General features: G+C 51.0%; 21 protein-coding genes. 12 read left to right on the plus strand and 9 right to left on the minus strand.

What is annotated here, in order from left to right; all coding sequences use genetic code 11:
• Positions 1-9: 9 nt before the first annotated feature.
• A complete protein-coding gene (locus tag LA337_00465) occupies positions 10-693 on the minus strand; it encodes a D-lyxose/D-mannose family sugar isomerase (protein UBI16224.1) in 684 nt (227 codons plus the stop codon).
• A gap of 550 nt (positions 694-1,243) precedes the next feature.
• On the opposite strand from LA337_00465, the gene vgrG reads away from it, so the two are divergent.
• The 8 genes from vgrG to LA337_00505 are packed head-to-tail and all read left to right on the plus strand — an operon-like array spanning position 1,244 to position 10,793.
• Positions 1,244-3,784, plus strand: a complete 2,541-nt coding sequence (gene vgrG, locus LA337_00470) for a type VI secretion system tip protein VgrG (GenBank protein ID UBI16225.1) — start codon at positions 1,244-1,246, stop codon at positions 3,782-3,784.
• Positions 3,777-5,873: an alpha/beta hydrolase gene (locus LA337_00475; GenBank protein ID UBI16226.1), complete on the plus strand. Its 2,097-nt coding sequence runs from the start codon at positions 3,777-3,779 to the stop codon at positions 5,871-5,873. Before vgrG ends, LA337_00475 begins: the two co-directional genes overlap by 8 nt.
• Before the next feature lie 9 nt (positions 5,874-5,882).
• Positions 5,883-6,662 (plus strand): hypothetical protein, encoded by a 780-nt coding sequence (locus LA337_00480; GenBank protein ID UBI16227.1) that lies wholly within the window; start codon positions 5,883-5,885, stop codon positions 6,660-6,662.
• Between the two features lie 46 nt (positions 6,663-6,708).
• Complete coding sequence (locus tag LA337_00485) at positions 6,709-7,482, plus strand: hypothetical protein (protein ID UBI16228.1); 774 nt, start codon at positions 6,709-6,711, stop codon at positions 7,480-7,482.
• 46 nt (positions 7,483-7,528) lie between these two features.
• Entirely contained in the window at positions 7,529-8,308 is a 780-nt protein-coding gene (locus LA337_00490) for a hypothetical protein (protein ID UBI16229.1), read from the plus strand.
• Between the two features lie 46 nt (positions 8,309-8,354).
• The gene (locus LA337_00495; GenBank protein ID UBI16230.1) at positions 8,355-9,128 is read left to right on the plus strand and encodes a hypothetical protein; all 774 of its coding nucleotides are present in this window, start codon (positions 8,355-8,357) and stop codon (positions 9,126-9,128) included.
• Between the two features lies 1 nt (position 9,129).
• The gene (locus LA337_00500) at positions 9,130-9,390 is read left to right on the plus strand and encodes a PAAR domain-containing protein (GenBank protein ID UBI16231.1); all 261 of its coding nucleotides are present in this window, start codon (positions 9,130-9,132) and stop codon (positions 9,388-9,390) included.
• Positions 9,387-10,793: a hypothetical protein gene (locus LA337_00505; protein ID UBI16232.1), complete on the plus strand. Its 1,407-nt coding sequence runs from the start codon at positions 9,387-9,389 to the stop codon at positions 10,791-10,793. The genes LA337_00500 and LA337_00505 overlap by 4 nt, the downstream gene beginning before the upstream one ends.
• 71 nt (positions 10,794-10,864) lie before the next feature.
• Here LA337_00505 and LA337_00510 read toward each other — a convergent pair whose 3' ends face one another.
• The 3 genes from LA337_00510 to LA337_00520 all read right to left on the minus strand — a co-directional run bounded on the left by LA337_00510 (position 10,865) and on the right by LA337_00520 (position 14,391).
• Positions 10,865-11,806, minus strand: a complete 942-nt coding sequence (locus tag LA337_00510; GenBank protein UBI16233.1) for an ABC transporter substrate-binding protein — start codon at positions 11,804-11,806, stop codon at positions 10,865-10,867.
• 73 nt (positions 11,807-11,879) lie between these two features.
• Positions 11,880-12,875 (minus strand): ribose ABC transporter permease, encoded by a 996-nt coding sequence (locus LA337_00515; GenBank protein UBI16234.1) that lies wholly within the window; start codon positions 12,873-12,875, stop codon positions 11,880-11,882.
• Positions 12,868-14,391 (minus strand): sugar ABC transporter ATP-binding protein, encoded by a 1,524-nt coding sequence (locus LA337_00520; protein UBI16235.1) that lies wholly within the window; start codon positions 14,389-14,391, stop codon positions 12,868-12,870. Before LA337_00520 ends, LA337_00515 begins: the two co-directional genes overlap by 8 nt.
• A 114-nt stretch (positions 14,392-14,505) precedes the next feature.
• On the opposite strand from LA337_00520, the gene LA337_00525 reads away from it, so the two are divergent.
• The 4 genes from LA337_00525 (at position 14,506) to LA337_00540 (ending at position 17,993) form a co-directional block, all read left to right on the plus strand.
• Positions 14,506-16,770: a response regulator gene (locus tag LA337_00525; protein UBI16236.1), complete on the plus strand. Its 2,265-nt coding sequence runs from the start codon at positions 14,506-14,508 to the stop codon at positions 16,768-16,770.
• Between the two features lie 69 nt (positions 16,771-16,839).
• Complete coding sequence (locus tag LA337_00530) at positions 16,840-17,166, plus strand: hypothetical protein (GenBank protein UBI16237.1); 327 nt, start codon at positions 16,840-16,842, stop codon at positions 17,164-17,166.
• 156 nt (positions 17,167-17,322) lie between these two features.
• Positions 17,323-17,625, plus strand: coding sequence for a type II toxin-antitoxin system RelE/ParE family toxin (locus tag LA337_00535; protein ID UBI16238.1), 303 nt, complete (start codon positions 17,323-17,325; stop codon positions 17,623-17,625).
• Between the two features lie 26 nt (positions 17,626-17,651).
• Positions 17,652-17,993 carry a HigA family addiction module antidote protein gene (locus tag LA337_00540; protein ID UBI16239.1) on the plus strand — a complete coding sequence of 114 codons (342 nt, stop codon included), beginning with the start codon at positions 17,652-17,654 and terminating at the stop codon, positions 17,991-17,993.
• A gap of 52 nt (positions 17,994-18,045) precedes the next feature.
• Here the strand turns inward: LA337_00540 and phnP are convergent, their stop codons facing one another.
• Genes phnP through phnL form a run of 5 tightly spaced genes read right to left on the minus strand, consistent with a single transcriptional unit; the run spans position 18,046 to position 21,610 of the window.
• On the minus strand, positions 18,046-18,804 hold the full coding sequence (phnP, locus tag LA337_00545) for a phosphonate metabolism protein PhnP (protein ID UBI16240.1): 759 nt from the start codon (positions 18,802-18,804) through the stop codon (positions 18,046-18,048).
• Between the two features lie 8 nt (positions 18,805-18,812).
• Positions 18,813-19,247, minus strand: a complete 435-nt coding sequence (gene phnO / locus LA337_00550) for an aminoalkylphosphonate N-acetyltransferase (protein UBI16241.1) — start codon at positions 19,245-19,247, stop codon at positions 18,813-18,815.
• Positions 19,234-19,788 carry a ribose 1,5-bisphosphokinase gene (gene phnN / locus LA337_00555; GenBank protein UBI16242.1) on the minus strand — a complete coding sequence of 185 codons (555 nt, stop codon included), beginning with the start codon at positions 19,786-19,788 and terminating at the stop codon, positions 19,234-19,236. Before phnN ends, phnO begins: the two co-directional genes overlap by 14 nt.
• A gap of 2 nt (positions 19,789-19,790) precedes the next feature.
• A complete protein-coding gene (gene phnM, locus LA337_00560) occupies positions 19,791-20,927 on the minus strand; it encodes an alpha-D-ribose 1-methylphosphonate 5-triphosphate diphosphatase (protein UBI16243.1) in 1,137 nt (378 codons plus the stop codon).
• Positions 20,924-21,610: a phosphonate C-P lyase system protein PhnL gene (phnL, locus tag LA337_00565; protein UBI16244.1), complete on the minus strand. Its 687-nt coding sequence runs from the start codon at positions 21,608-21,610 to the stop codon at positions 20,924-20,926. The genes phnM and phnL overlap by 4 nt, the downstream gene beginning before the upstream one ends.
• Positions 21,611-21,615 lie beyond the last annotated feature (5 nt).

Consider the following 21,615-nt stretch of genomic DNA (forward strand, 5'->3'; position numbering starts at 1 on the left):
GCTCCTTGGTTAGCGGAACAGGCGATATTCGTTACACAGCACCAGCTGCGCAGGTTCGTCTTCTTCAATGTCGTTATAGCGGGCGATCGGTTGCAGAAAGTGGTTATCGTGGTCGTCGTCATTAACAGACGAAACCTCGCCGACCAGCACGTCGCCAAAACCTTTTTCCGCCCAGAAGCTGTGATACAGGCCCGGTGGCAGGCAGATGCTTTCACCCGGCGTCAGGCGCAACTGACTGCCTGCCGCATGGGTTTGCCGACAGCCGTCAATCACCACGCTTACGTCGGTCTGCTCCGTTTGCTCCCGGATCCCCGCATTCCACAGTTCCACTATTAAATTGCCGCCGCCGCGATTGATAATGTCTTCGCGCTTGCGCCAGTGAAAATGCATCGGCGTGACCTGTGCATCGCGAACATGCATGATTTTCTCGGCGTAGCATTTCTCATAAGGCATACCTTTCGGCGAGCCGTTACGCAGAGTGAACAGCGTTAACCCTTGCGCGGCGAAATTGTTGCCGCCAAACGCGGTGACATCCCAACCGAGCTTAAGGTCGAACACTTCGCCCCAGGCAGAGGCATCAAGCTTGCGCCATTGGGTCGGCGGGAAACTGGCAAAAGGGGGGAGATGCACGTCGTGCTGAGAGAAAAACTGGCGCGTGTGGCCAAGGATCTCGTTTATTGCGGAGCGTTTCATTGATTCTCCTGTGGCTGATAAGATGACCTTTATGCGGCCCTCTCTCAAGGGGAGAGGGAGAAAACCAAAATCTTTCCTGGTGAACACATGGGCATAATCCAGTTACCTCTCCCCTCACAGCAGAATAGGGAATAGTTATATTTTATTGTGTTTTTTTATGGAAGGATGTGATTTATTCAATAAAATAATAAATAAAAAGGCTGTTTTTATAAATGTTATTAAAAATCATTGTCTTAATGCTTGTTTTTTTAGTCGCGCCTCAGTTTTTGGAACCATTTGGATGTGATTATTGGATTGTTGCCTTACGATGAAAAAACGAATGCTGGGCTATATAAACCGTTTTGTTAGAAAATGATGTCATTGAATCTAAATTCGCGCCAGTTAATCGTTTATTTATATGTCAGGATTATATTACACGTTTAACTAATAATAATTAATTCACTTTCCAGATTTGTTTCCAGTAAAAAAATAACCCTTTTTTTATTATTGTTGATATGCTGACTGGACTTTATTTCTTATGTATTACTTTCTTTTGGTAAGGGATGCGATAATGAAAAAAGGATCAGGGTTCTATAATCTGGAAGGTATAGTTTCAGAGGAGAGTATAAATAAGTATTTATTCTCTGTTAGGGACGAGGGTAAGTTAGGGTTGCTGGATGTTGAAACAATTGAAGGTCATGAAAATTTAAGTAAACCATACAGTTATAAAATTACATTCACATCAAAACAAAAAAACATCCCTCCTGACTCACTTCTTAACATTGAAGGCTCGCTGAAAATCAGAGCACCTAATCATAACTGGAATAAATATATTCAAGGTTCTGAGAAGTGGCTATATGAACGGCAAATTGAAGGCGTCATTACGTCATTTTCGCTTATTAGCACATCAGCGGATGAGTCACTGTACGAAATCAGGTTAGAGCATAAGCTGGCATTACTCTCACGATGCAAGCGTTCGGCTATTTACCTGAACATAAATGTGCCGAAACTGGTCACGCAGATCCTCAAAGAACATGCTTTTGCCGATTATGAAATCGACTTTGATAATCTTGTTTGTATCTATCCCAACCGGGAAATGATTGTTCAGTGGGAGGAGTCAGATTTAGCGTTTATCAGCCGCATCCTGTCAGAAGTTGGGATCTGGTTCAGGATCGCAAATCATCATGCTGTTTCGCACATTATGGTGGTTATCTTCAGTGATTCACAATGCCAATACCTCTTTGATCAAAAGATTATGCACTCATCCCATGCCGGGCTGACATCAAATGAGTATTCGATCGATCAGCTGGTATCAAAGCACAACGTTGTCTCCGCTGGCGTTAAAGTGAAGAACTTTGATTACAGGCTGGCAAACTCGCAGATGCTAAACGCTGACGCCGATGTGTCTGCGGAAAGGGCTACGGCATATGGCACAGAGTATCGCTATGCGGATATCCATCATCAGCCAGGATCGCAATTTGCCGAGGCGCAGCCAGGCGAGTCCAGCTGGTTTTACGCCAAACTGCATCACGAAATTATTCTTAATAATCAATCCATTTTAACCGGTGTGACCACCAGTCCGTCGATCGTGCCGGGGATGGTGCTGGAAATTGACGGCGCCATTCCACATGCCTTCGCCTCTGGATTTGTGGTAACGGCAATGCAGGTGACGGGGAGGCGCGATGCAGCGCTCCAGTCCCGGCTTATCGGTATTCCCTACAGCCAGAACGTTTGTTTTCGACCGCAGCCGCTACCCCGGCCACGTATTGCAGGTACTGTTCCCGCGATCGTTTCATCACCAATAGACAATGACCAATATGCTCATATCGATGTGCAGGGTCGCTATTGGGTGAAGTTTGATTTTGACCTCGACCAGCACAGGCAAGGTTATGAAAGCATGCCCGTTCGTCTGGCGCGGGTTTATGCCGGTGATACTTATGGTCATCACTTTCCGTTAATCCAGGGCACAGAGGTCGCCATTGCGTTTGAAGGCGGCGATCCGGAAAGACCTTTTATTGCGCACGCTCTGCATCATGCTCCAAAGCCTGATCCCGTTACCAGCCGCAACAATACTCGTAACGTCATCCGCACTGCGGGTCTTAATAAGCTGCGGATGGAGGACCGGCGCGGGCAGGAACACGTCAAACTGAGTACCGAGTACGGCAAAACGCAGTTGAACATGGGCCATCTTGTAGATGCTGGCGGTAAACCTCGCGGCGAAGGCGCAGAACTGCGCACCGATGACCGCGCGGTCCTGAGGGCGGCAAAGGGGATACTACTCACGACTGAGGCGCAGCCAAAAGCCCAGGGTAAGCAGCTCGATATGAGCGCAGTGGTTCAGCAGCTTCAGGCCGCGCTTACGCTGGCAACGTCGCTTCAGCAGAGCGCGCTGACGGCACAGGCGTTAAATGTCGAACTGGGACCGCAGCAGCAGCTTAACGCCGCGCTTGAACAGCTTACCCGCTCGGGGCTGGTGGCCTACGCCGATCACGGTATGGCCCTGCTGACACCGCAAACGATGGCATTATCAGCAGACAAAGATTTGTCGCTAAACGCCGCCAGCAACGGCAGTTTTAACGTCTTTAAAAAACTCTCAATGGCCGTTGGGCAGGGCCTGTCACTTTTCAGCAGAGCTATCGGAATCAAAATCATCGCCGCAAAAGATGATATTTCCGTCCAGGCGCAGCGCGGGGAAATGGGCCTGCTTTCTGATAAGCATTTTCATATTCAGAGTATGAACGGCAACGTGACCATCAGCGCCAGGAAGAATATCCAGCTTTTGTGCGGTGGTGGCGGTATCAGAATAAATGAAGACGGCTCAGTAAAAATATTCTCTCCCGCAAAAGTGCAGTTGAAAGGCACCACTCTTGACTGGAGCGGACCGGAGTCGGCAAAAGACAAAACCCCTGTCTTTCAGGAAGAACAGTTTCATCGCCGCATTAAATTACATGGCTCTGGCAACCCAGACGATGTTCTGAAAAATACAAAATTCAGACTGACTAAGGCATCAGGCAAAACCATTGAAGGCGTCACAGACGATGAAGGAATGACGCCGTTATTGGATATGACTGAAATGGACGAAATGAAAATGGAGATTTTGCCAAATGAGTAACAATCCCTTTAATCCGCAGGTGGTGGCGACAGGTGTACAGGGCGTGCCTAAATCTACGGGCGGAAAAATGGCGGTCTGCGACGTGCCCGTTAAGTATTCCATGCCCTGCATTGTGATCCTTGTGCACGGCGTCAACGATGTGGGCGAGGCCTATCAGAATCAGGAGGAGGGTATTATCGCTGGCCTGAATGAACGTATGGGTCGCACGGATATGTATCCGCATGAATGGCAGCAGTACAAAATGGATATGGGCGATGGCGAGCAGCAGAATATAAAAATGCCCGGACGCAGCCCGGTCATTCCATTTTATTGGGGGTATAAACCCGTCGATCATGCGACGTATATAGAAGACCAGCGGCGTTATCGCGAAGAACGGGCTAAATCAGGAGACGCCGCAAAACTGCCTTACAACGCCTATCAGGAAGATGACAACACAAAGCTGGAAAAACTGGGCCATATTCCCCAAACCACCTTGAAATATCAGAATGATAATTTCGGTAATGTTCTCGATGATGTGTACGCCAAAGGCGGGGGTACCTTTGCCAATGCGACAACCACTATTCCGGATATGTTAGGGCCGGGCTCCGGCGGCCTGGCGAACGGTGCGGCAGGATTTGCATCACTGTATATGAATGCCGGGGATTTTACGCACCCTATTTATGATAATCCGCACCGTATTTATCAGTTTTTTGCCGCGCAGCGGCTGGCTGATTTAATGCTGATGATTCGAAGAGAACCAGCAACAAAACTGGACCCAATTAATATTGTTGCACATTCACAGGGGACTATTATCACTATGCTCGCCAATATGCTGGTCATGCAGGCTAATGAGAAACCCGCTGACTGCGTGATACTTAACCATTCTCCCTACGCACTGGAAAAAACGGCTGCTGAAAGCATGACGCCCGGACATCATCAAACGGATCGCGCCCGGCAGCAGACGTTCCGCAATTTCTGTCATTTGATGGCGACCAACGCCAGATACGGTAAGGGGCAATATCACACGCAGGCCGAGATTGATGAATTAGAAGGCGCGCTGTGCCTGAGTAAAACCAATTCACAGTGGCGCAAGAATAAACTTTATACGCGTAATAACTTTGGCAAGGTATATAACTATTTTTGCCCCAATGACAGCGTGGTTTCATTACTTAACGTCCAGGGTTTGGGCTGGCGGGGAGTCCCCCATAACATTGCCAGCGGCATAGAAAATCTGCGCCAGCGGGTTTTCTGTGAAAATGGTCCGGAAATAGGCGGCAGCCCGCTGAGCGTGCCTTTTGAAATGCCGGCGTTAGAAAAGAATAGCTTTAATCAGGATACGGGCGCGACCAGACAATATACGTTTGCGGATGTTGTTGTGAATGGTGAGCAGCTCCCCGTCACCTTCAGACACCAGTTACAGGGTGCGGGAAGTCAGTATAAATATTCGATAGCGCCAGGTTCACCCGATCAGGACATCTCATTTTCTGCAAAAGCCACGGTTATTGCGCGCACTGAGACAGATTTCAAAAATCTCAGCAGCGCAGGTTTCGATTATTTACAGCCGGGCCAGGAATTAACGCCCACTGAACTTGCGATATTCTCCAAAAAATATGGCAAGCCTTATACCAAAGGCGTTGTTCTGGGCGGGGGATACAATAAGACCGTTCAGTTGATTTATGAAAAAACGCCGGATGAGCTGCAAAAAGAATGGATGCAATCAGAGCAGGTTGGTTACAGCCAGCATTCCTCTATTGTTATGTCGAAAGATGCCCCCGCGAAAGCGATGCCTTTCGATCTGGCGGTGGGAATATGCAGAGCATTTGATCACCGCTGCGGAGAATTCTGGACCGAGCTACTCCTGCGCGGGGACTGGCGTATGAAGCGTAATGGTCTTCAGGAAGCAGTTGAATATTATAAATCAGGAGAGCTAAACGACAGGAAAACAAAAATATATATGAATAAACCAGATGATATTTTACCGACAGGAACGTTTGGCGTGGTTAACGAATATTGCCATTCAACAACGGTTAAACCTGCCAGACATAATGAAATATATAATACCGAGACACCCAATCTGCAATGGGATATGCCCAAAATACTTAACGTTTAAGGATGAGTTATGATAATGGGAAATGTGGTAAGCGTAATCGTCGTAGCAATTTCACTATGTGTTATCTCTGGCTGTACAAAAAAAACACCCTCACAGGTTATTTATCGTTATGACGATAATCGTTATCTGGAGTTAAAAGGCTATTATTGTGAGGGAGCGCTTTGGTATCATGACATTAGAAAAGATATTCATAAAGAGATATATGATGGAGTATTTGCTTCCTTCAGGATATTCTCTGGGATATATATCCATCCATCGGATAAATACATCTTTATTCCTGAATGGGAACCCGGTGCATATACAATATCTAAAGACTATGGACAAACGTGGCAGGTCGCAACGTATATGTCCCCATCTCAGGGGCAAGAGAAAAATTCTGATGGGAATATGGTCGACAGACCTGAAGGAAAAGAAATAAAAAGAGTGGTGGTGGTTAATAATCAGGCATTTATTACCACGGCGAAGGGGCATTTATATCTGAGTTCATACCCTTTTGACGACCCGCGTCTGGCGCCGGGTGGACCGGGTATAGATTATCAATACTTTGATGACACGTATTATCTCTACAGACCAGGCAAGCATAAATCCAGTGGCGAGTATGTGGACGGTCATACCAGTCCTGAGTTTCCAGGTGCTGCGTGGGGAACGGTGGTGTTTATGAAAGCATCTTTAGCCCATTTAACGGAAGGTTATAAGGCCAACTATCAAAACCTGCCGGACAAAGAGCCGGAGGTGGTGGGCTATAAGGGCTGGACCCGGATGCACTGCGATATGGATGCAGGGAAATAATCTGCAATGGGATATGCCCAAACCGCTTAACGTTTAAGGATGAATTATGAAACCAGGAATTAGGGTAAGAGTAATCGTTGGGGCAATTTCACTATGCGCCATCGCTGCCTGTACAAAAAAAATACCATCACAAGTAATTTACCGGTTTGATGATAATCGCTACCTGGAGTTGATCGGTTATGATTGTGAAGGATATGTTGTTTACCATGACATAAAAAGAAAGGTCCACAAATCAATTTATGGCAATCCAATCTATAGGGTTTTCTCGGGTGAGTTTATCCATCCCTCAGAACAGTACATACTTGTGCCTGAGTGGGAGCCTGGGGCATATAAAATATCTAAAGATTACGGACAAACGTGGCAGGTCGCAACCTATATGTCTCCATTTCAGGGGCAAGAGAAAAATTCAGATGGAAATATGGTCGACAGACCTGAAGGAAAAGAAATAAAAAGAGTGGTGGTGGTCAATAACCAGGCATTTATTACCACGGCGCAGGGGCATTTATATCTGAGTTCATATCCTTTTGACGACCCGCGTCTGGCGCCGGGTGGACCGGGTATAGATTATCAATTCTTTGATGATACATATTATCTCTACAGACCTGGCAAGCATAAGTCCAGTGGCGAGTATGTGAACGCGCATATCAGACCTGAATCTCCAGGGTATGCGTGGGGTATGGTTATTTTTATGAAAAAAGGACTGGATAATCTTGTTGAGTCAGAAAAAGCGAATTATCAAAACCTGCCGGACAAAGAGCCGGAGGTGGTGGGCTATAAGGGCTGGACCCGGATGCACTGCGATATGGATGCGGGGAAATAATCTGCAATGGGATATGCCCAAACCGCTTAACGTTTAAGGATAAATTATGAATAAGGGAAGTGCGTTAAAAATAATAATCGGAACTATTTCGCTATGTGCTATCGCTGCCTGTACAAAAAAAGCTCCCTCACAGGTTATTTATCGCTATGATGATAACCGATATCTGGAATTAAAAGGCTATAATTGTGAGGGAGCGCTTTGGTATCATGATACCAGGCGGAATATACATAAAGAATTAGTGAATGGCATTTATTCAACGTATCAGATATTTTCCGGGGTATATATTCATCCGTCAGATAAGTATATTCTTATACCGCGATGGGAACCTGGAGCATATAAAATATCTAAAGATTACGGGCAAACGTGGCAGGTGGCAACATATATGGCTTCTTTCCCAGCGCTGGAGAAAAACTCAGATGGTATTATGCGTGACAGCCCTGAAGGAAAAGAAATAAAAAGAGTGGTGGTGGTTAATAATCAGGCATTTATTTCCACTGCACAAGGACATTTGTATATGAGCTCATACCCTTTTGACGACCCGCGTCTGGCGCCGGGTGGACCGGGTATAGATTATCAATACTTTGATGACACGTATTATCTCTACAGACCAGGCAAGCATAAATCCAGTGGCGAGTATGTGAACGGCCATATGAGACCTGAATCGCCAGGGCGCGCCTGGGGAACGGTGGTATTTATGAAAGCATCTTTAGCCCATTTAACGGAAGGTTATAAGGCCAACTATCAAAACCTGCCGGACAAAGAACCGGAAGTGGTGGGCTATAAGGGCTGGACCCGGATGCACTGCGATATGGATGCAGGGAAATAATCTGCAATGGGATATGCCCAAACCGCTTAACGTTTAAGGATAAATTATGAAACTGGGAAATACGTTAGGAATAATAATCGGCGCAGTTTCACTATGCGCTATCACTGCCTGTACAAAAAAAATACCATCACAAGTAATTTACCGGTTTGATGATAATCGCTACCTGGAGTTGATCGGTTATGATTGTGAAGGATATGTTGTTTACCATGACATAAAAAGAAAGGTCCACAAATCAATTTATGGCAATCCAATCTATAGGGTTTTCTCGGGTGAGTTTATCCATCCTTCAGAGCAGTACATTCTGGTCCCTGAATGGGAGCCGGGAGCATATAAAATATCTAAAGATTACGGGCAAACGTGGCAGGTGGCAACATATATGGCTTCTTTCCCAGCGCTGGAGAAAAACTCAGATGGTATTATGCGTGACAGCCCTGAAGGAAAAGAAATAAAAAGAGTGGTGGTGGTTAATAATCAGGCATTTATTTCCACTGCACAAGGACATTTGTATATGAGCTCATACCCTTTTGACGACCCGCGTCTGGCGCCGGGTGGTCCGGGTATAGATTATCAATACTTTGATGACACGTATTATCTCTACAAACCGGGCAAGCATAAATCCAGTGGCGAGTATGTGGACGGTCATACCAGTCCTGAGTTTCCAGGTGCTGCGTGGGGAACGGTGGTGTTTATGAAAGCATCTTTAGCCCATTTAACGGAAGGTTATAAGGCCAACTATCAAAACCTGCCGGACAAAGAACCGGAAGTGGTGGGCTATAAGGGCTGGACCCGGATGCACTGCGATATGGATGCGGGGAAATAATATGAAAGGTGTAATCAGGCTAAACGATCCGCTGGAAAATGGCGGATATGTTAATAAAGCTTCTGGTAGCAAGTTTATGGGAATTGCTGTCGCCTTAATGGGGGATACTGTGGTTTGTATTCTGCACAAAGGTACCTTCCCAATACTTGATTTTGAGCCAACCTGGACAATGGATGGCAAAGGCGTCGTTGTGGATGGTTGTAGGGCCGCATGTGGTTGTGCAATTAAAACCACACTGCCAACAGCGGGGACAAGCAAATGAGGAAATGGAAGATACCAAACAAGAATCCCTATGAAGAACCAGAAAAATTCCCGCTGAATATTATGCTGATCATTAGCTGTGCTATCTTTCTGTTTTTTATAACATACAATATATTCAACTGGTTGCAGGACAAGAAAGTTCCTGATGATCTGATATGGAATGCAATAGGTATCCCATCGCTAATAGTGTTGGCAATCTGGTGTGTGATGGTAATCACTTACGGTGTTATATCTTTTCCATGTTACTATGCGGGTTATCTTGAGCAGTATGGTATGAATCAGTGGAAAAACTGGGCAATACGGGCATTGCCTCTTTTAGACTATTCATCCATTCTGCCGGTACCTGAACTGGCATTAAAAATTCAGAAACTAGAGGGGGAAGCGCCAGCAGGTTCTGCAACGCCGTTACGCATTGATATTGAAGTTGACTCAATGGATGACACCAGAGTTGATAAAGTGCTAAGGCAATTGATAGAGCCCCTCAAATATTCTCTTGTCAGGGATTATCGGCCTTTTAATACCTGGCTGTACGTTAAGGGAGCGGATGACACTATCGGCAGTAGTTTCAAGGCGGTGCTGGCAAGCCTGAGCGTCCCCAACGATAAAGTCGGAAAAATTAATATCCTTCACGAGTGCCCTGATTATTTCTTAATTAATGACTGGGTTGATTTAAATATTTCTGAAAATAACCTGGTTATTGCAGTTGAACTGCATGATGAAAATAATTTTGACTTTTTTGAAAGTGCTAATGCTTTTATTTTTACCAATACACAACTGCTTAAAGATAAAGACACACCTTTATATTTATTGCGCATGATGGACAGTACCCCTTACTATCTTGATGAAATAGTGAGTACATATCTTTCTGCACAGCAAGTTGATGTGAGTAAAATTAAAAAACTATGGTTCAACTCACTGGATAAGCAGTCAAAGTTCGTATTATTTAGTGGGATAGAAAACGCAAAAACGAGCATTTTGGCCGATAGCCGATATGAACTGGAGGCCGTCACTGGGCAAAGCACAGAGGTTCAGCGCTGGGTTGTATTGGCATTGGCTGCGGATGCTGCAAAATATGGGCAAGGACATCAGTTATTCGCCAGTACATCCGCAAATGCTATTCAATCCGGCATAATAGCGGCTAAATATCCAGGATCTTATCCGGCACTTGATAAGCTGGATTTCCATGATTATTGGAGAGTCATAAAATTGTGCGCAATTATTTTATGGTGTATGGGATTTGTAAGTCTCGTACCACTGGAACTGTTCCAAAGTCACCCCTGGTATACGTTTACACCTTTGGTTATTGGTATTCTGGTTATTTACACGGCGGTTATGATTTTTTCTTTTATACTGAGTCATAATATAGAGGAGAAAATGGATATTTATTACTCTCAGTTTTTATGAGGTAAGCGCCCTGACGGGCGCTCTTACTTCTTTGACTCTTTTTGTGGCAGGAGCCTTAGTCGGTTCAGGATTTATTTCACTGTCCACCCCTTATAACTGCCGACGTTGTTTTTATCGATCATCGTCACCGGGATCAGCACGGGTTCTTTCGGGGCGGGTTTTCCCTGCAATATGTCATAGCCGATTTCGACCGCTTTGGCAGCCATCACCTGCGGATCTTGTGCCGGAGTCGCCACAAATAGTGAGTTTTCGCGCTTCAGCGCTTCTTCACCGTCTGGGGATCCATCTACGCCGACAATAAAGAATTCGCTACGCTGCGCCTGTTTTGCCGCCAGATCGGCACCGATCGCAGTCGGATCGTTAATGGCGAATACGCCGTCGATCTTCGGATTCGCCGCCAGCAACGCGGTCATGATCTCCAGCCCGCCTTCGCGACTGCCTTTGGCGTTTTGGTTATGCGACAGCACCTTGATGTCCGGGTGGCGTTTGAACTCGGTTTGGCAGCCTTCCACGCGGTTCTGGACGGCGGAAACCGGCGGCCCGTTGATGATGACGACGTTGCCTTTGCCTTTCAGGCGGTCGGTAATGTATTTACAGGCCATTTCACCCGCCTGGGTGTTATCGGAGGTGATGGTCGCGTCTGCGCCTTCCGCCGCCACGTCAACGGCCACCACCACAATCCCGGCGTCTTTCGCGCGTTTTACCGCCGGGCCGATGCCCTTAGAGTCGGCGGCGTTAAGGATAATCATGTCGACTTTGGCGGCAATAAAGTTGTCGATTTGCGACACCTGTTGCCCCAGATCGTAGCCGCTGGACACCAGCGTCACTTTAACGCTATCCCCCGCCAGTTTGCGTGCTTCCAGCTCCGCGCCTTTGGTTATTTGCACGAAGAACGGGTTGGCGAGATCGCCCACCGTAACGCCGATCGATTTCAGTTCTTTTGCCTGCACAAACGGAGCTGCAGCAAGCAGTGCGCCAGCACAGAGCGCGGTCACTAATGGCTTCAAACGCATACTCGTTTCCTCACGTAGGGTATTGTTGTTATAGGCCGGATAAGGCGATTGCGCCGCCATCCGGCAAGTTTGTCTATGCACTTTGATGGTGTCGGGTACGGTATTTGTCGATCAGCACCGCTATGATGATCACCGCCCCTTTGATCACCAGTTGCCAGAAATAGGAGACGCCCATCAGCGTCATGCCGTTGTTGAGCGTAGCGATGATCAGCGCTCCCACCAGCGTGCCGGTGATGGTGCCGATCCCGCCGACAAAGCTGGTGCCGCCAAGGATCACCGCCGCGATGGCGTCCAGCTCGTAACCCATACCTAAGTTGCCGTTGGCGCTATACAGCCGCGAGGCGCTCATCACCCCGCCAAGACCTGAAAGCAAACCGCTCATGCCGTAGACGAACAGCAGCACCAGCCACACTTTGATCCCGGTTAAGCGTGCGGCCTGCATGTTGCCGCCGACCGCGTAGATATGAACGCCGAGCGTGGTACGGCGCAGAATGAACCAGCACACCACCACCACCGCCAGCGCAATCACCACCAGCCATGGGATCGGCCCGAGATAGTTGTTACCAATCCACTCAAAGCTGATGTTGGAGTTAATCACCGTCGTACCATCGGCCAGCAGGTAGGCCGCGCCGCGTAACGCCGTATACGTTCCAAGCGTGACGATAAACGGCGGTAGTCCGGCAAAAGCGACCAGCGCGCCGTTAAACAACCCCAGCACCAGGCCGAGCATCAGCGCCGCCGGAATCGACAGTATGGCAAGCTCAGGAATAAGAGAAACGACCATGGCTGCGACGGCGGTGGTGCCGAGAATCGAGCCAACCGAGAGGTCGATCCCGCCGGTCAAAATAATGAAGGTCATGCCAGCCGCCAGCACGATGTTGATCGACGCCTGACGGGTTATATTCAGCAGGTTGCTTTCGGTAAAAAAGTTGGGCGCGATAAAGCCAAAGACCGCCACAATCAGGATGAGAATCGGTAAGATGCCGACCGTTTGCATCAGATCGCTCATCAGCATTCTTTTCGCGGAGGCGGATTTCGCCACCTGCTGGGGAGGGGTTGGATTATTCATGGGGCACCGCCTGATGGTGGGAGTCGTTCACGCCGGTAGCCAGCGTCATAATATTTTCCTGGGTAATACTTTGTCCGTTCAGCTCGCCGGCAATACTGCCTTCGCGCATGACGTACACGCGATCGCTCATGCCGACGACTTCCGGCAGTTCGCTGGAGATCATCAGGATCGCCACCCCTTTGCGCGCCATATCGTTCATGATCCGGTAGATCTCGCTTTTGGCGCCGACATCCACGCCGCGCGTGGGTTCATCGAGGATCAAAATACGTGGGCCGATCGCGACCCAGCGCGAAATCAGCAGTTTTTGCTGATTACCGCCGGACAGCCCGCCTGCGCGTACCTGCGCGTGCGGCACGCGGATGTTGAGCAATTTGATGGCGTCATCGGAAATAGCCTGCGCCTTTTTGCGATCGAGCATGCCCCAGTTGGCATCACGCTCCAGCGTCGCCATGGTGATGTTTTCTGCCGCTGCCAGCTCTAAAAACAGTCCCTGCTCTTTGCGGTTTTCCGTCAGAAAGCCAATGCCGTGGTCAATCGCCTCACGCGGGGAGTGGATCACCACCGGCTCACCGTCTACTTCAATCATGCCGCCGATGGCTTTACGCACGCCAAAAATCAACTGAGCCAGTTCAGAACGTCCGGCGCCGACTAGTCCGGCCAGGCCGACGATCTCCCCGGAGCGCACCAGCAAGCTGCACGGCTGGACTTTATGGCCGTCGGTCAGGTGGTGGACGTTGAGGCGCGCTTTCCCTAAGGGAATATCGCGTTCTTTGTTGAACAGATCGCTTAGCGGACGGCCCACCATCATGCGCACCAGCTCCGCGGCGTTGAGCTTGTCGCGGGTCAGGCTGCCAACATATTGCCCGTCGCGCAGGACGCTGACGCGATCCGAGAGTTCATACACTTCCGCCATGCGATGGCTGATGTAAATAATCGCCATCCCTTCATCGCGCAGGCGCATGATCAGTTCAAAGAGGCGGTGGGTTTCACGTGAGGAGAGGGCGGCGGTGGGTTCATCCATCACCAGAATGCGGCTGTTACGGTGCAGGGCGCGGGCAATTTCCACCTGTTGCTGTTCGGCGATAGTCAATGTCATCACACGGTCGCTGGCCTTAAACTGGGCACCGAGTCGGTCGATGACTTTCTGCGACTGCATCACCATCTCTTTACGCTGGACCAGACCGCCGCGCGACAGCTCGCTGCCAAGAAAGATATTTTCCGCTACCGTCAGGTTGGGCGCGAGCTGCATCTCCTGGTAAATCAGCGTGATGCCCGCGCTGAGCGCATCTTTTGGCCCACGAATGTGGAACGGCTGACCGTCAATCAGGATCTCACCACTGGTGGCAGTATAGGCACCCGCGAGGATCTTCATCAGGGTGCTTTTCCCCGCGCCATTCTCACCCATCAGGGCATGAATCTCACCCGGCCAGACCGTTAAATCGACCCCTTTTAGCGCGTAAAATTTGCCAAACGCTTTGGCAATGTTGCGCATCTCCAGAACCGGTGTCCTGCTCATGGCGGATCTCCTGTGGGGTGGCCGATATCAGCAGTCCATCACAGGAATGTAAATGCAAAATGTCAGAAGCCGTTCATATTTGTCATATTGCGATTTTTCTTCACGGAGCGTGATATGCCGCAACCGGGACGTCACTTTTTCGCCAGTGCGCGCGGACGATTGCTGTTCTTCAATCTGCTGGTCGTCGCGGTTACGCTGATGGTGAGCGGCGTGGCGGTGCTGGGGTTTCAGCACGCCAGTCAGATCCAGGAGCAGGTGCAGCAGCAAACCGTTGATGACATGACCAGCAGCATGAACCTGGCGCGGGATACGGCGAACGTGGCGACGGCGGCGGTGCGGCTGTCGCAGGTGGTTGGCGCGCTGGAATACAAAGGTGAAGCGGAGCGGCTGCAGGAGACGCAACGGGCGCTGAAGGATTCGCTGGAACAGTTGGCTAATGCGCCGCTGGCTCAGCAGGAGCCGGTGCTGGTTGAGCGTATTATCCAGCGTAGTCAGGAGCTACAAAGCAGCGTGGAAGGTATGCTGCAGCGCGGGCAACTGCGACACCTGGAACGTAACGCGTTGCTCAGTTCACTGTATCAGAATCAAAGTTATTTACGTCATCTGCAAAAGCTCACCGGCGCGCAGGATGACGTGCTGCTGGGACAAATAGACCGATTAATTATCGCCGCCATTGAAACACCCACGCCGCGTTCGGTGGTGAAACAACTGAATGGCGTGATGCCTGCGCTGCCTTTGCAAGCCAATAATCCGCTGATTAGCCACATCCTCAACGACTTCAACCAGGAACTGCATAAGCTGGAGCCACTCTCTTCCGCGCTGGAACAAAGCGATTTGGCGATCAACTGGTATATGTTTCATATCAAAGCGCTGGTGGCGATCCTCAACAGCGATATCAACCAGTATGCCTCGCAGGTGGCGCTGATCTCCGAACAGCGGGTGGCGCAAAGCCATCAGGAATTGCAATCTGGCGCGTTGTTTATTTTGGCGTTTGCGCTGCTGGCGGTGGTGATCACCGGCTTTGCCGGGTGGTATATCTACCGTAACCTCGGTTCCAACCTGACGGCCATTTCACGGGCGATGACCCGGCTGGCGCACGGTGAATCGGACGTCAGCGTACCGGCCCTGCAGCGTCGCGATGAGCTGGGTGAGCTGGCCCGCGCCTTTAGCGTCTTTGCCCGTAATACAGCGTCGCTGGAGCACACCACCCGATTGCTAAAAGAAAAAACCAGCCAGATGGAAATCGACCGCACCGAGCGCCAGGGGCTGGAGGAAGCGCTATTGCATAGCCAAAAGCTGAAGGCGGTGGGGCAACTGACGGGCGGATTAGCGCATGATTTCAATAACCTGCTGGCGGTGATTATTGGCAGCCTGGATCTGGTGAACCCAGACTCGCCCGATGCGCCGCGGGTCAATCGGGCGCTTAAAGCCGCCGAGCGCGGGGCGCTGCTTACCCAGCGGCTGCTGGCCTTTTCGCGCAAACAGTCGTTGCACCCTCATGCGGTGGAGCTGAAAACGCTGCTGGAAAACCTGGGCGAACTGATGCGCCACTCTCTTCCGGCCACGTTGACGCTGGAGATTGAAGCCCAGTCTCCCGCCTGGCCCGCGTGGATTGACGTCAGCCAACTGGAAAACGCCATTATCAATCTGGTGATGAACGCCCGTGACGCCATGGACGGGCAGGCGGGCACGATTAAAATCCGTACCTGGAATCAGCGGGTCACGCGTAGCGATGGGCGTAAGCAGGATATGGTGATGCTGGAGGTTGCCGACCAGGGAAGCGGGATGTCGCAGGAGGTGAAAGCTCAGGTCTTCGAACCGTTTTTCACCACTAAACAGACCGGTAGCGGCAGCGGGCTGGGGCTATCGATGGTCTACGGTTTTGTGCGCCAGTCCGGTGGCCGGGTGGAGATTGAAAGCGCGCCCGGACAGGGAACGACGGTCAGATTGCAGCTTCCTCGCGCCGTTGTGCCGGTGCAGGCTCAGGCAGAACCGGTGGCGGTACATGCGGCGAGCAGCGATGAAAAACTGGTGCTGGTACTTGAAGATGAAGCCGATGTGCGCCAGACGTTATGTGAGCAGTTACACCTGCTGGGCTATCTGACGTTAGAGGCCGCCAACGGCGAACAGGCGATGCATATGCTGGCGGCTTCATCCGAGATTGATATTTTTATCAGCGATTTAATGTTGCCGGGGGGATTAAGCGGCGTGGATGTGGTTAATCATGCGCTGGCACATTATCCGCAACTGAACATCCTGCTGATTAGCGGTCAGGATTTACGTCCGGCGCATAACCCGGCGCTGCCGGATGTGGCATTACTGCGTAAACCTTTTACCCGAGGAGAACTGGCGCAGGCGCTGCGGCATTCGCGTAATTGAGATTCCTCCGCTACCCGCGAAAATACGCTTTGATTACCGTGGAGCGAGTTTCTCGATGAGGCTGGTTTTATGCAACGCTCCACGACATTCTTACTTTTCACTCTGCTGATGACCACCGTTTCGGCGCAGGCGGATATTATCGATGACGCCATCGGCAATATTCAGCAGGCGATTAACGACGCATACAAACCGGACAACGGGCGGGATTATGACGACTCTCGTGATGAAAGCTGGCAGCGTCAGATGAGTGACGATCGTCGCAGACAATATGATGACCGCCGCCGCCAGTTTGAAGACCGACGCCGTCAACTGGATGACCGCCAGCGCCAGCTCGATCAGGAACGGCGTCAGTTAGAAGACGAAGAACGCAGAATGGAAGAAGATTACGATCGTTAGCTATAACGCTTTAAATATATGAGTATTTTGTCTCCCAGGCAGGGATTCACCTGTCAGCTAAATATTTCGCCATTTTATGTCAAGAAATGCACTTGAGCACAGTGCGTGTGTGCGTTACAATCTCTCTATGCTTATGGAAGAGGAGCTGGCAATGGAATGTCTAAATCATTAAACATCAGAAGTTTTCGGGATACATGGCTTGAAGATTTTTTTGAGCGGGCGACATCGCACAGAAAAATACCTGCGGATATTCATACTGCATTAGCCAGAAAGCTGGATATTATTAATGCGGCTGTTTCGCATCGGGATTTGCGCTCGCCACCCGGTAACAGATATGAAGAGTTAACCGGAAAGTTGCAGGAATATTCTTCAATTAGAGTAAACAAGCAGTACCGATTAATATTCAAATGGATTAACGGTAAGGCCGAAGATGTGTACTTAGATCCACACATCTACTAGAACTAGAGAAAATCTAAGGTAAAGATATGAAACAGGCAACCAGAAAACCAACTACTGTGGGTGATATCCTGCAATATGAATACCTGGAGCCGCTCGAGCTGAAAATTAACGATCTGGCTGAAATACTGCATGTTCATCGCAATACGGTGAGCGCACTGGTCAACAATAATCGCAAATTAACAACGGATATGGCGTTTCGTTTGGCCAAAGCGTTCGATACCTCCGTTGATTTCTGGCGTAACTTACAGTCGGCGGTTGACCTGTGGGAAGTTGAAAATGACATGCGGGCGCAAGAAGAACTGAACCGCATTGTTTCGGTTAAAGATTTTATCGCTCAGCGAAATGGCGAGTCTAAAAAAGTCGCCTGACTGTCAGCTTGTAGGCCGGATAAGATGTTTTCATCGCATCCGGCTAATTTCCTTACTCCAGCACAATCTCCATTCCGTCATATCCGGCTTCAAACCCTACTGGTAGCGGATTTCCCATCATCCACAGGTCAAACTGATGGCTGATATGCGTCAGGATCACCCGTGGGCAGCGGATAACTTCGTTTAAGGCGATAACGGTATTTACATCGCTGTGATTGCGCGGCGGTTCGGCGCGCGGGGCGTGGCTGCAGTCGATGATAATCACCTGAGGCTGGTTATTGTGGAGAAACTTCAGCGTCTTGTCGGGAAGTCCGGCGGTATCGGAGAGCCACGCCACGCGGCTGTGCGCGGACTCCAGCAGATAGCCAAACGTCAACTTTGAATGATTGAGCGGCAGCGGCGTGACCTGCAACCCTTGCAGGTCAAACACCACAAATGGCGCAATGGTATGGCTAAAATCGAGGATGCCGGGATGCTTAAACAGATCGTCGCAACCCTGATCATCCGGCGGTCCGTACACCGGGATAGTTGCCCCCACGCCCCAGCGCAGCGGAAATAGTCCCTGCACGTGATCCATATGATAGTGGGTCAGCAGAAACTGCTGGAAGCTGCCCGCTGGCCAGTCGTCCATCAGATGTGGGATCCCCGCGTCCAGCAATGTCACCGCATTGTTGAATTTGACCACCCCGCTACAAGGGCGTCGACGGTATTGCACCTGTAAGCGTGCTCGTTGGCAGGCCGCACAATCGCAGCCAAATGTCGGCACCAGCTGCGCGCCGCCCGTTCCCGTCAGCGTAATGGTCAGACTCATGGCTCCCCCTACACCGGTTTGGTGAAGCGAAAATGGCTCATGGTATAACCTTCGCGCTGGTAAAAACGATGTGCGTCAAGGCGTTGGGTGCTGGTGGAAAGCTCGGTGACTTCTGCGCCCGCTTCGCGCGCGGCGGCTTCGGCCCAGGCCAGTAACTGGCTGCCGACCCTTAACCCTCGCGCCTGCGGCATCACCACCAGTTCCTGGATTTCGCCAATCCAGTTAGCGTGGTGCAGATGAAACTGTAGGTGCAGACCGATCAAGCCGACGACCTGTCCCTCGATTAACGCCAACTGGTAGTGCATATTGGGATCTTGCAGATTTGCGGCGTAACCAGCGCTAAAAGCCTGCAGGTCAAATTGACCCTGCTTCAACTCGCAGATCAGCGCGTAAACCGCATCGGTATCGTAGAGCGTGGCGCGGCGTAATTCACAGACAGACATGTTTCTTCTCCTTGCGTCCCATCAGTGCGAGCAGTGTATCGACAGACTGTAGCAAACTACCATCGTTATTCAGGACGTGGCAGTCATACGGTGCGTAGCGCGCCGCGCGTTCAAGGCGGGCAGCGATTTCCGTTTCGCTCTCCCGCCCACGCGCCTGCAGGCGCTGGCGGAGAATTGCCGGAGAAACCTGTAAGCAAATGGGAAGCAAAGAAGCGCCATAACGGGCCTGCGCCTGGGGCAGATGCGCGCGCGAGCCGTTGACCACCACATCAAAGCCGGCGTGCAGCCAGAGGTCTATCTCTACGCCGACGCCGTAGTAGAAGCCGTTCGCGTGCCAGCTCAGCGCCAGCAGATTCTGCCCGGCGCGGATAAAAAATTCATGTTCACTCAGCGCGATATGGTTTTCATTCCCAGCGTTGGAGGCGCGGGTGATGTAACGGTGCGCCACCAGCAGTTGTGTCGGTTCCTGCTGGCGCAGTTCTGCCAGCAGACTGTCCTTACCGGAGCCGGAGGGCCCCATCAGCCAGATCAGTTTACCCATAGTCAGAATACCCTTTTTCCCTGACGCCAGACGTGGTCGATATGGATGTTGCCGCCTTTGCGGTGCGCCAGCACCAGATCCGCGCGTTTGCCTTCGGCAACAACGCCACGATCGTCGAGATTTAATGCCCGCGCCGGATTGTGGGTCACCAGGCGAATCGCCTGCGGGAGCGTAAAGCCGTTGGCGTTATCGTCCGCCACGCGAAATGCCGCATCGAGCAGGCTGGCGGGGTAGTAGTCGGAGGAGAGAATATCCAGCAGACCCAGCTCAGCCAGCTTATGGGCCGCCACGTTACCGGAGTGAGAGCCGCCGCGCACGATGTTGGGTGCGCCCATCAGTACGTTCATGCCATGCTGGCGTGAGGCTTCAGCCGCCGCGAAAGTGGTGGGAAATTCGGCGATCACGCTGCCAAGCTGGTGCGATTCCAGCACATGTTCGCTGGTGGCATCGTCATGGCTCGCCAGCGCAATCTGGCGCTCACGGCACATCTGGGCAATCGCCGTGCGGTTGGGCTGTGACCAACGCGCAGCCAGGGCTAATTGTTCTTCTTCATAGCGGGCCATCTGCTCGTCGGTGAGTGAATACTTGCCCTGATAATACTCGCGGTACTTCTCGCGATTGGTGAACTGACGCTGGCCTGGCGAGTGATCCATCAGCGATACCAGCGTCACCGGCTCACGACCGACCAGTTTTTCAAACAGCGGCAGGGTGGTGTGGTGCGGCAGCTCGCAGCGTAAATGCAGGCGGTGTTCGGCGCGATTGACCCCGCGCTTTTGCGTCTCTTCCACTGCATTGATCATCTTCTCCAGATTTTCCAGACGGTCGCCGCCGTCGCGCACATCGCCAATCGCCACCGCGTCCAGCACGGTGGTAATGCCGCTGGCCACCATTAGGGCATCGTGGCTGCTCATCGCCGAGTGGGCAGGCCAGTCGACCTTCGGTCGCGGGGTGAAAAACTTGTCGAGATTGTCAGTATGCAGTTCGATAAGCCCTGGCAGCAGCCAGCCGCCTTCGCCGTCCAGCGCCTGCGGCAGCTGGCTTTGACTTTCGGCAAAGGCGCGGATCGTTCCGCCTTCAATTTCCAGCGATCCTTGCACCACTTCATCTTCCAGTACCAGCTTTACGTTATTGATAATCATGCTGTTGTTCCCATCAGATGCAGACGATCCGCTACGCGGTCGCGCACGGTTTGATCGTGAAAAATGCCGACAATTGCTGCGCCGCGGGCTTTCGCTTCTTCAATTAATGCGACGACGGCGGCGCTATTTTTGGCGTCCAGCGAGGCGGTAGGCTCATCGAGTAGCAGAATTGGGTAATCAACGATAAACCCGCGGGCGATGTTGACGCGCTGCTGTTCACCACCGGAAAAGGTCGAAGGCGCCAGGTGCCACAGCCGCTCCGGCACGTTCAGACGGGTAAGCAGGTTAGCTGCTTTGGCTGCACACTCTTCACGGGATACGCCGAGATCCAGCAGCGGCTGCATCACCACATCCAGCGCGGAAATCCTCGGGATCACGCGCAGGAACTGGCTCACCCAGCCGATGGTTGAACGACGAACTTCCAGCACTTTACGCGCCGGAGCCTGCACCAGATCGACCCATTCATCGTTGTGGCGGATGTGGATGTGGCCTTCATCAGGCAGATAGTTGGCGTACAGCGAACGCAGCAACGTGGATTTGCCGCTGCCCGAGTGACCGTGCAGCACCACGCATTCGCCGTTTTTAACGTCCAGCGTGGCGTTTTGCAGCACCGGCAGACGCACGCCGTTTTGCTGATGCAGGACAAAGGTTTTACTGACATTTTCAACGCGGATCGCGTTCATTTTTA

The sequence above is a fragment of the Citrobacter europaeus genome, assembly GCA_020099315.1.
Lineage (GTDB): Bacteria > Pseudomonadota > Gammaproteobacteria > Enterobacterales > Enterobacteriaceae > Citrobacter > Citrobacter europaeus.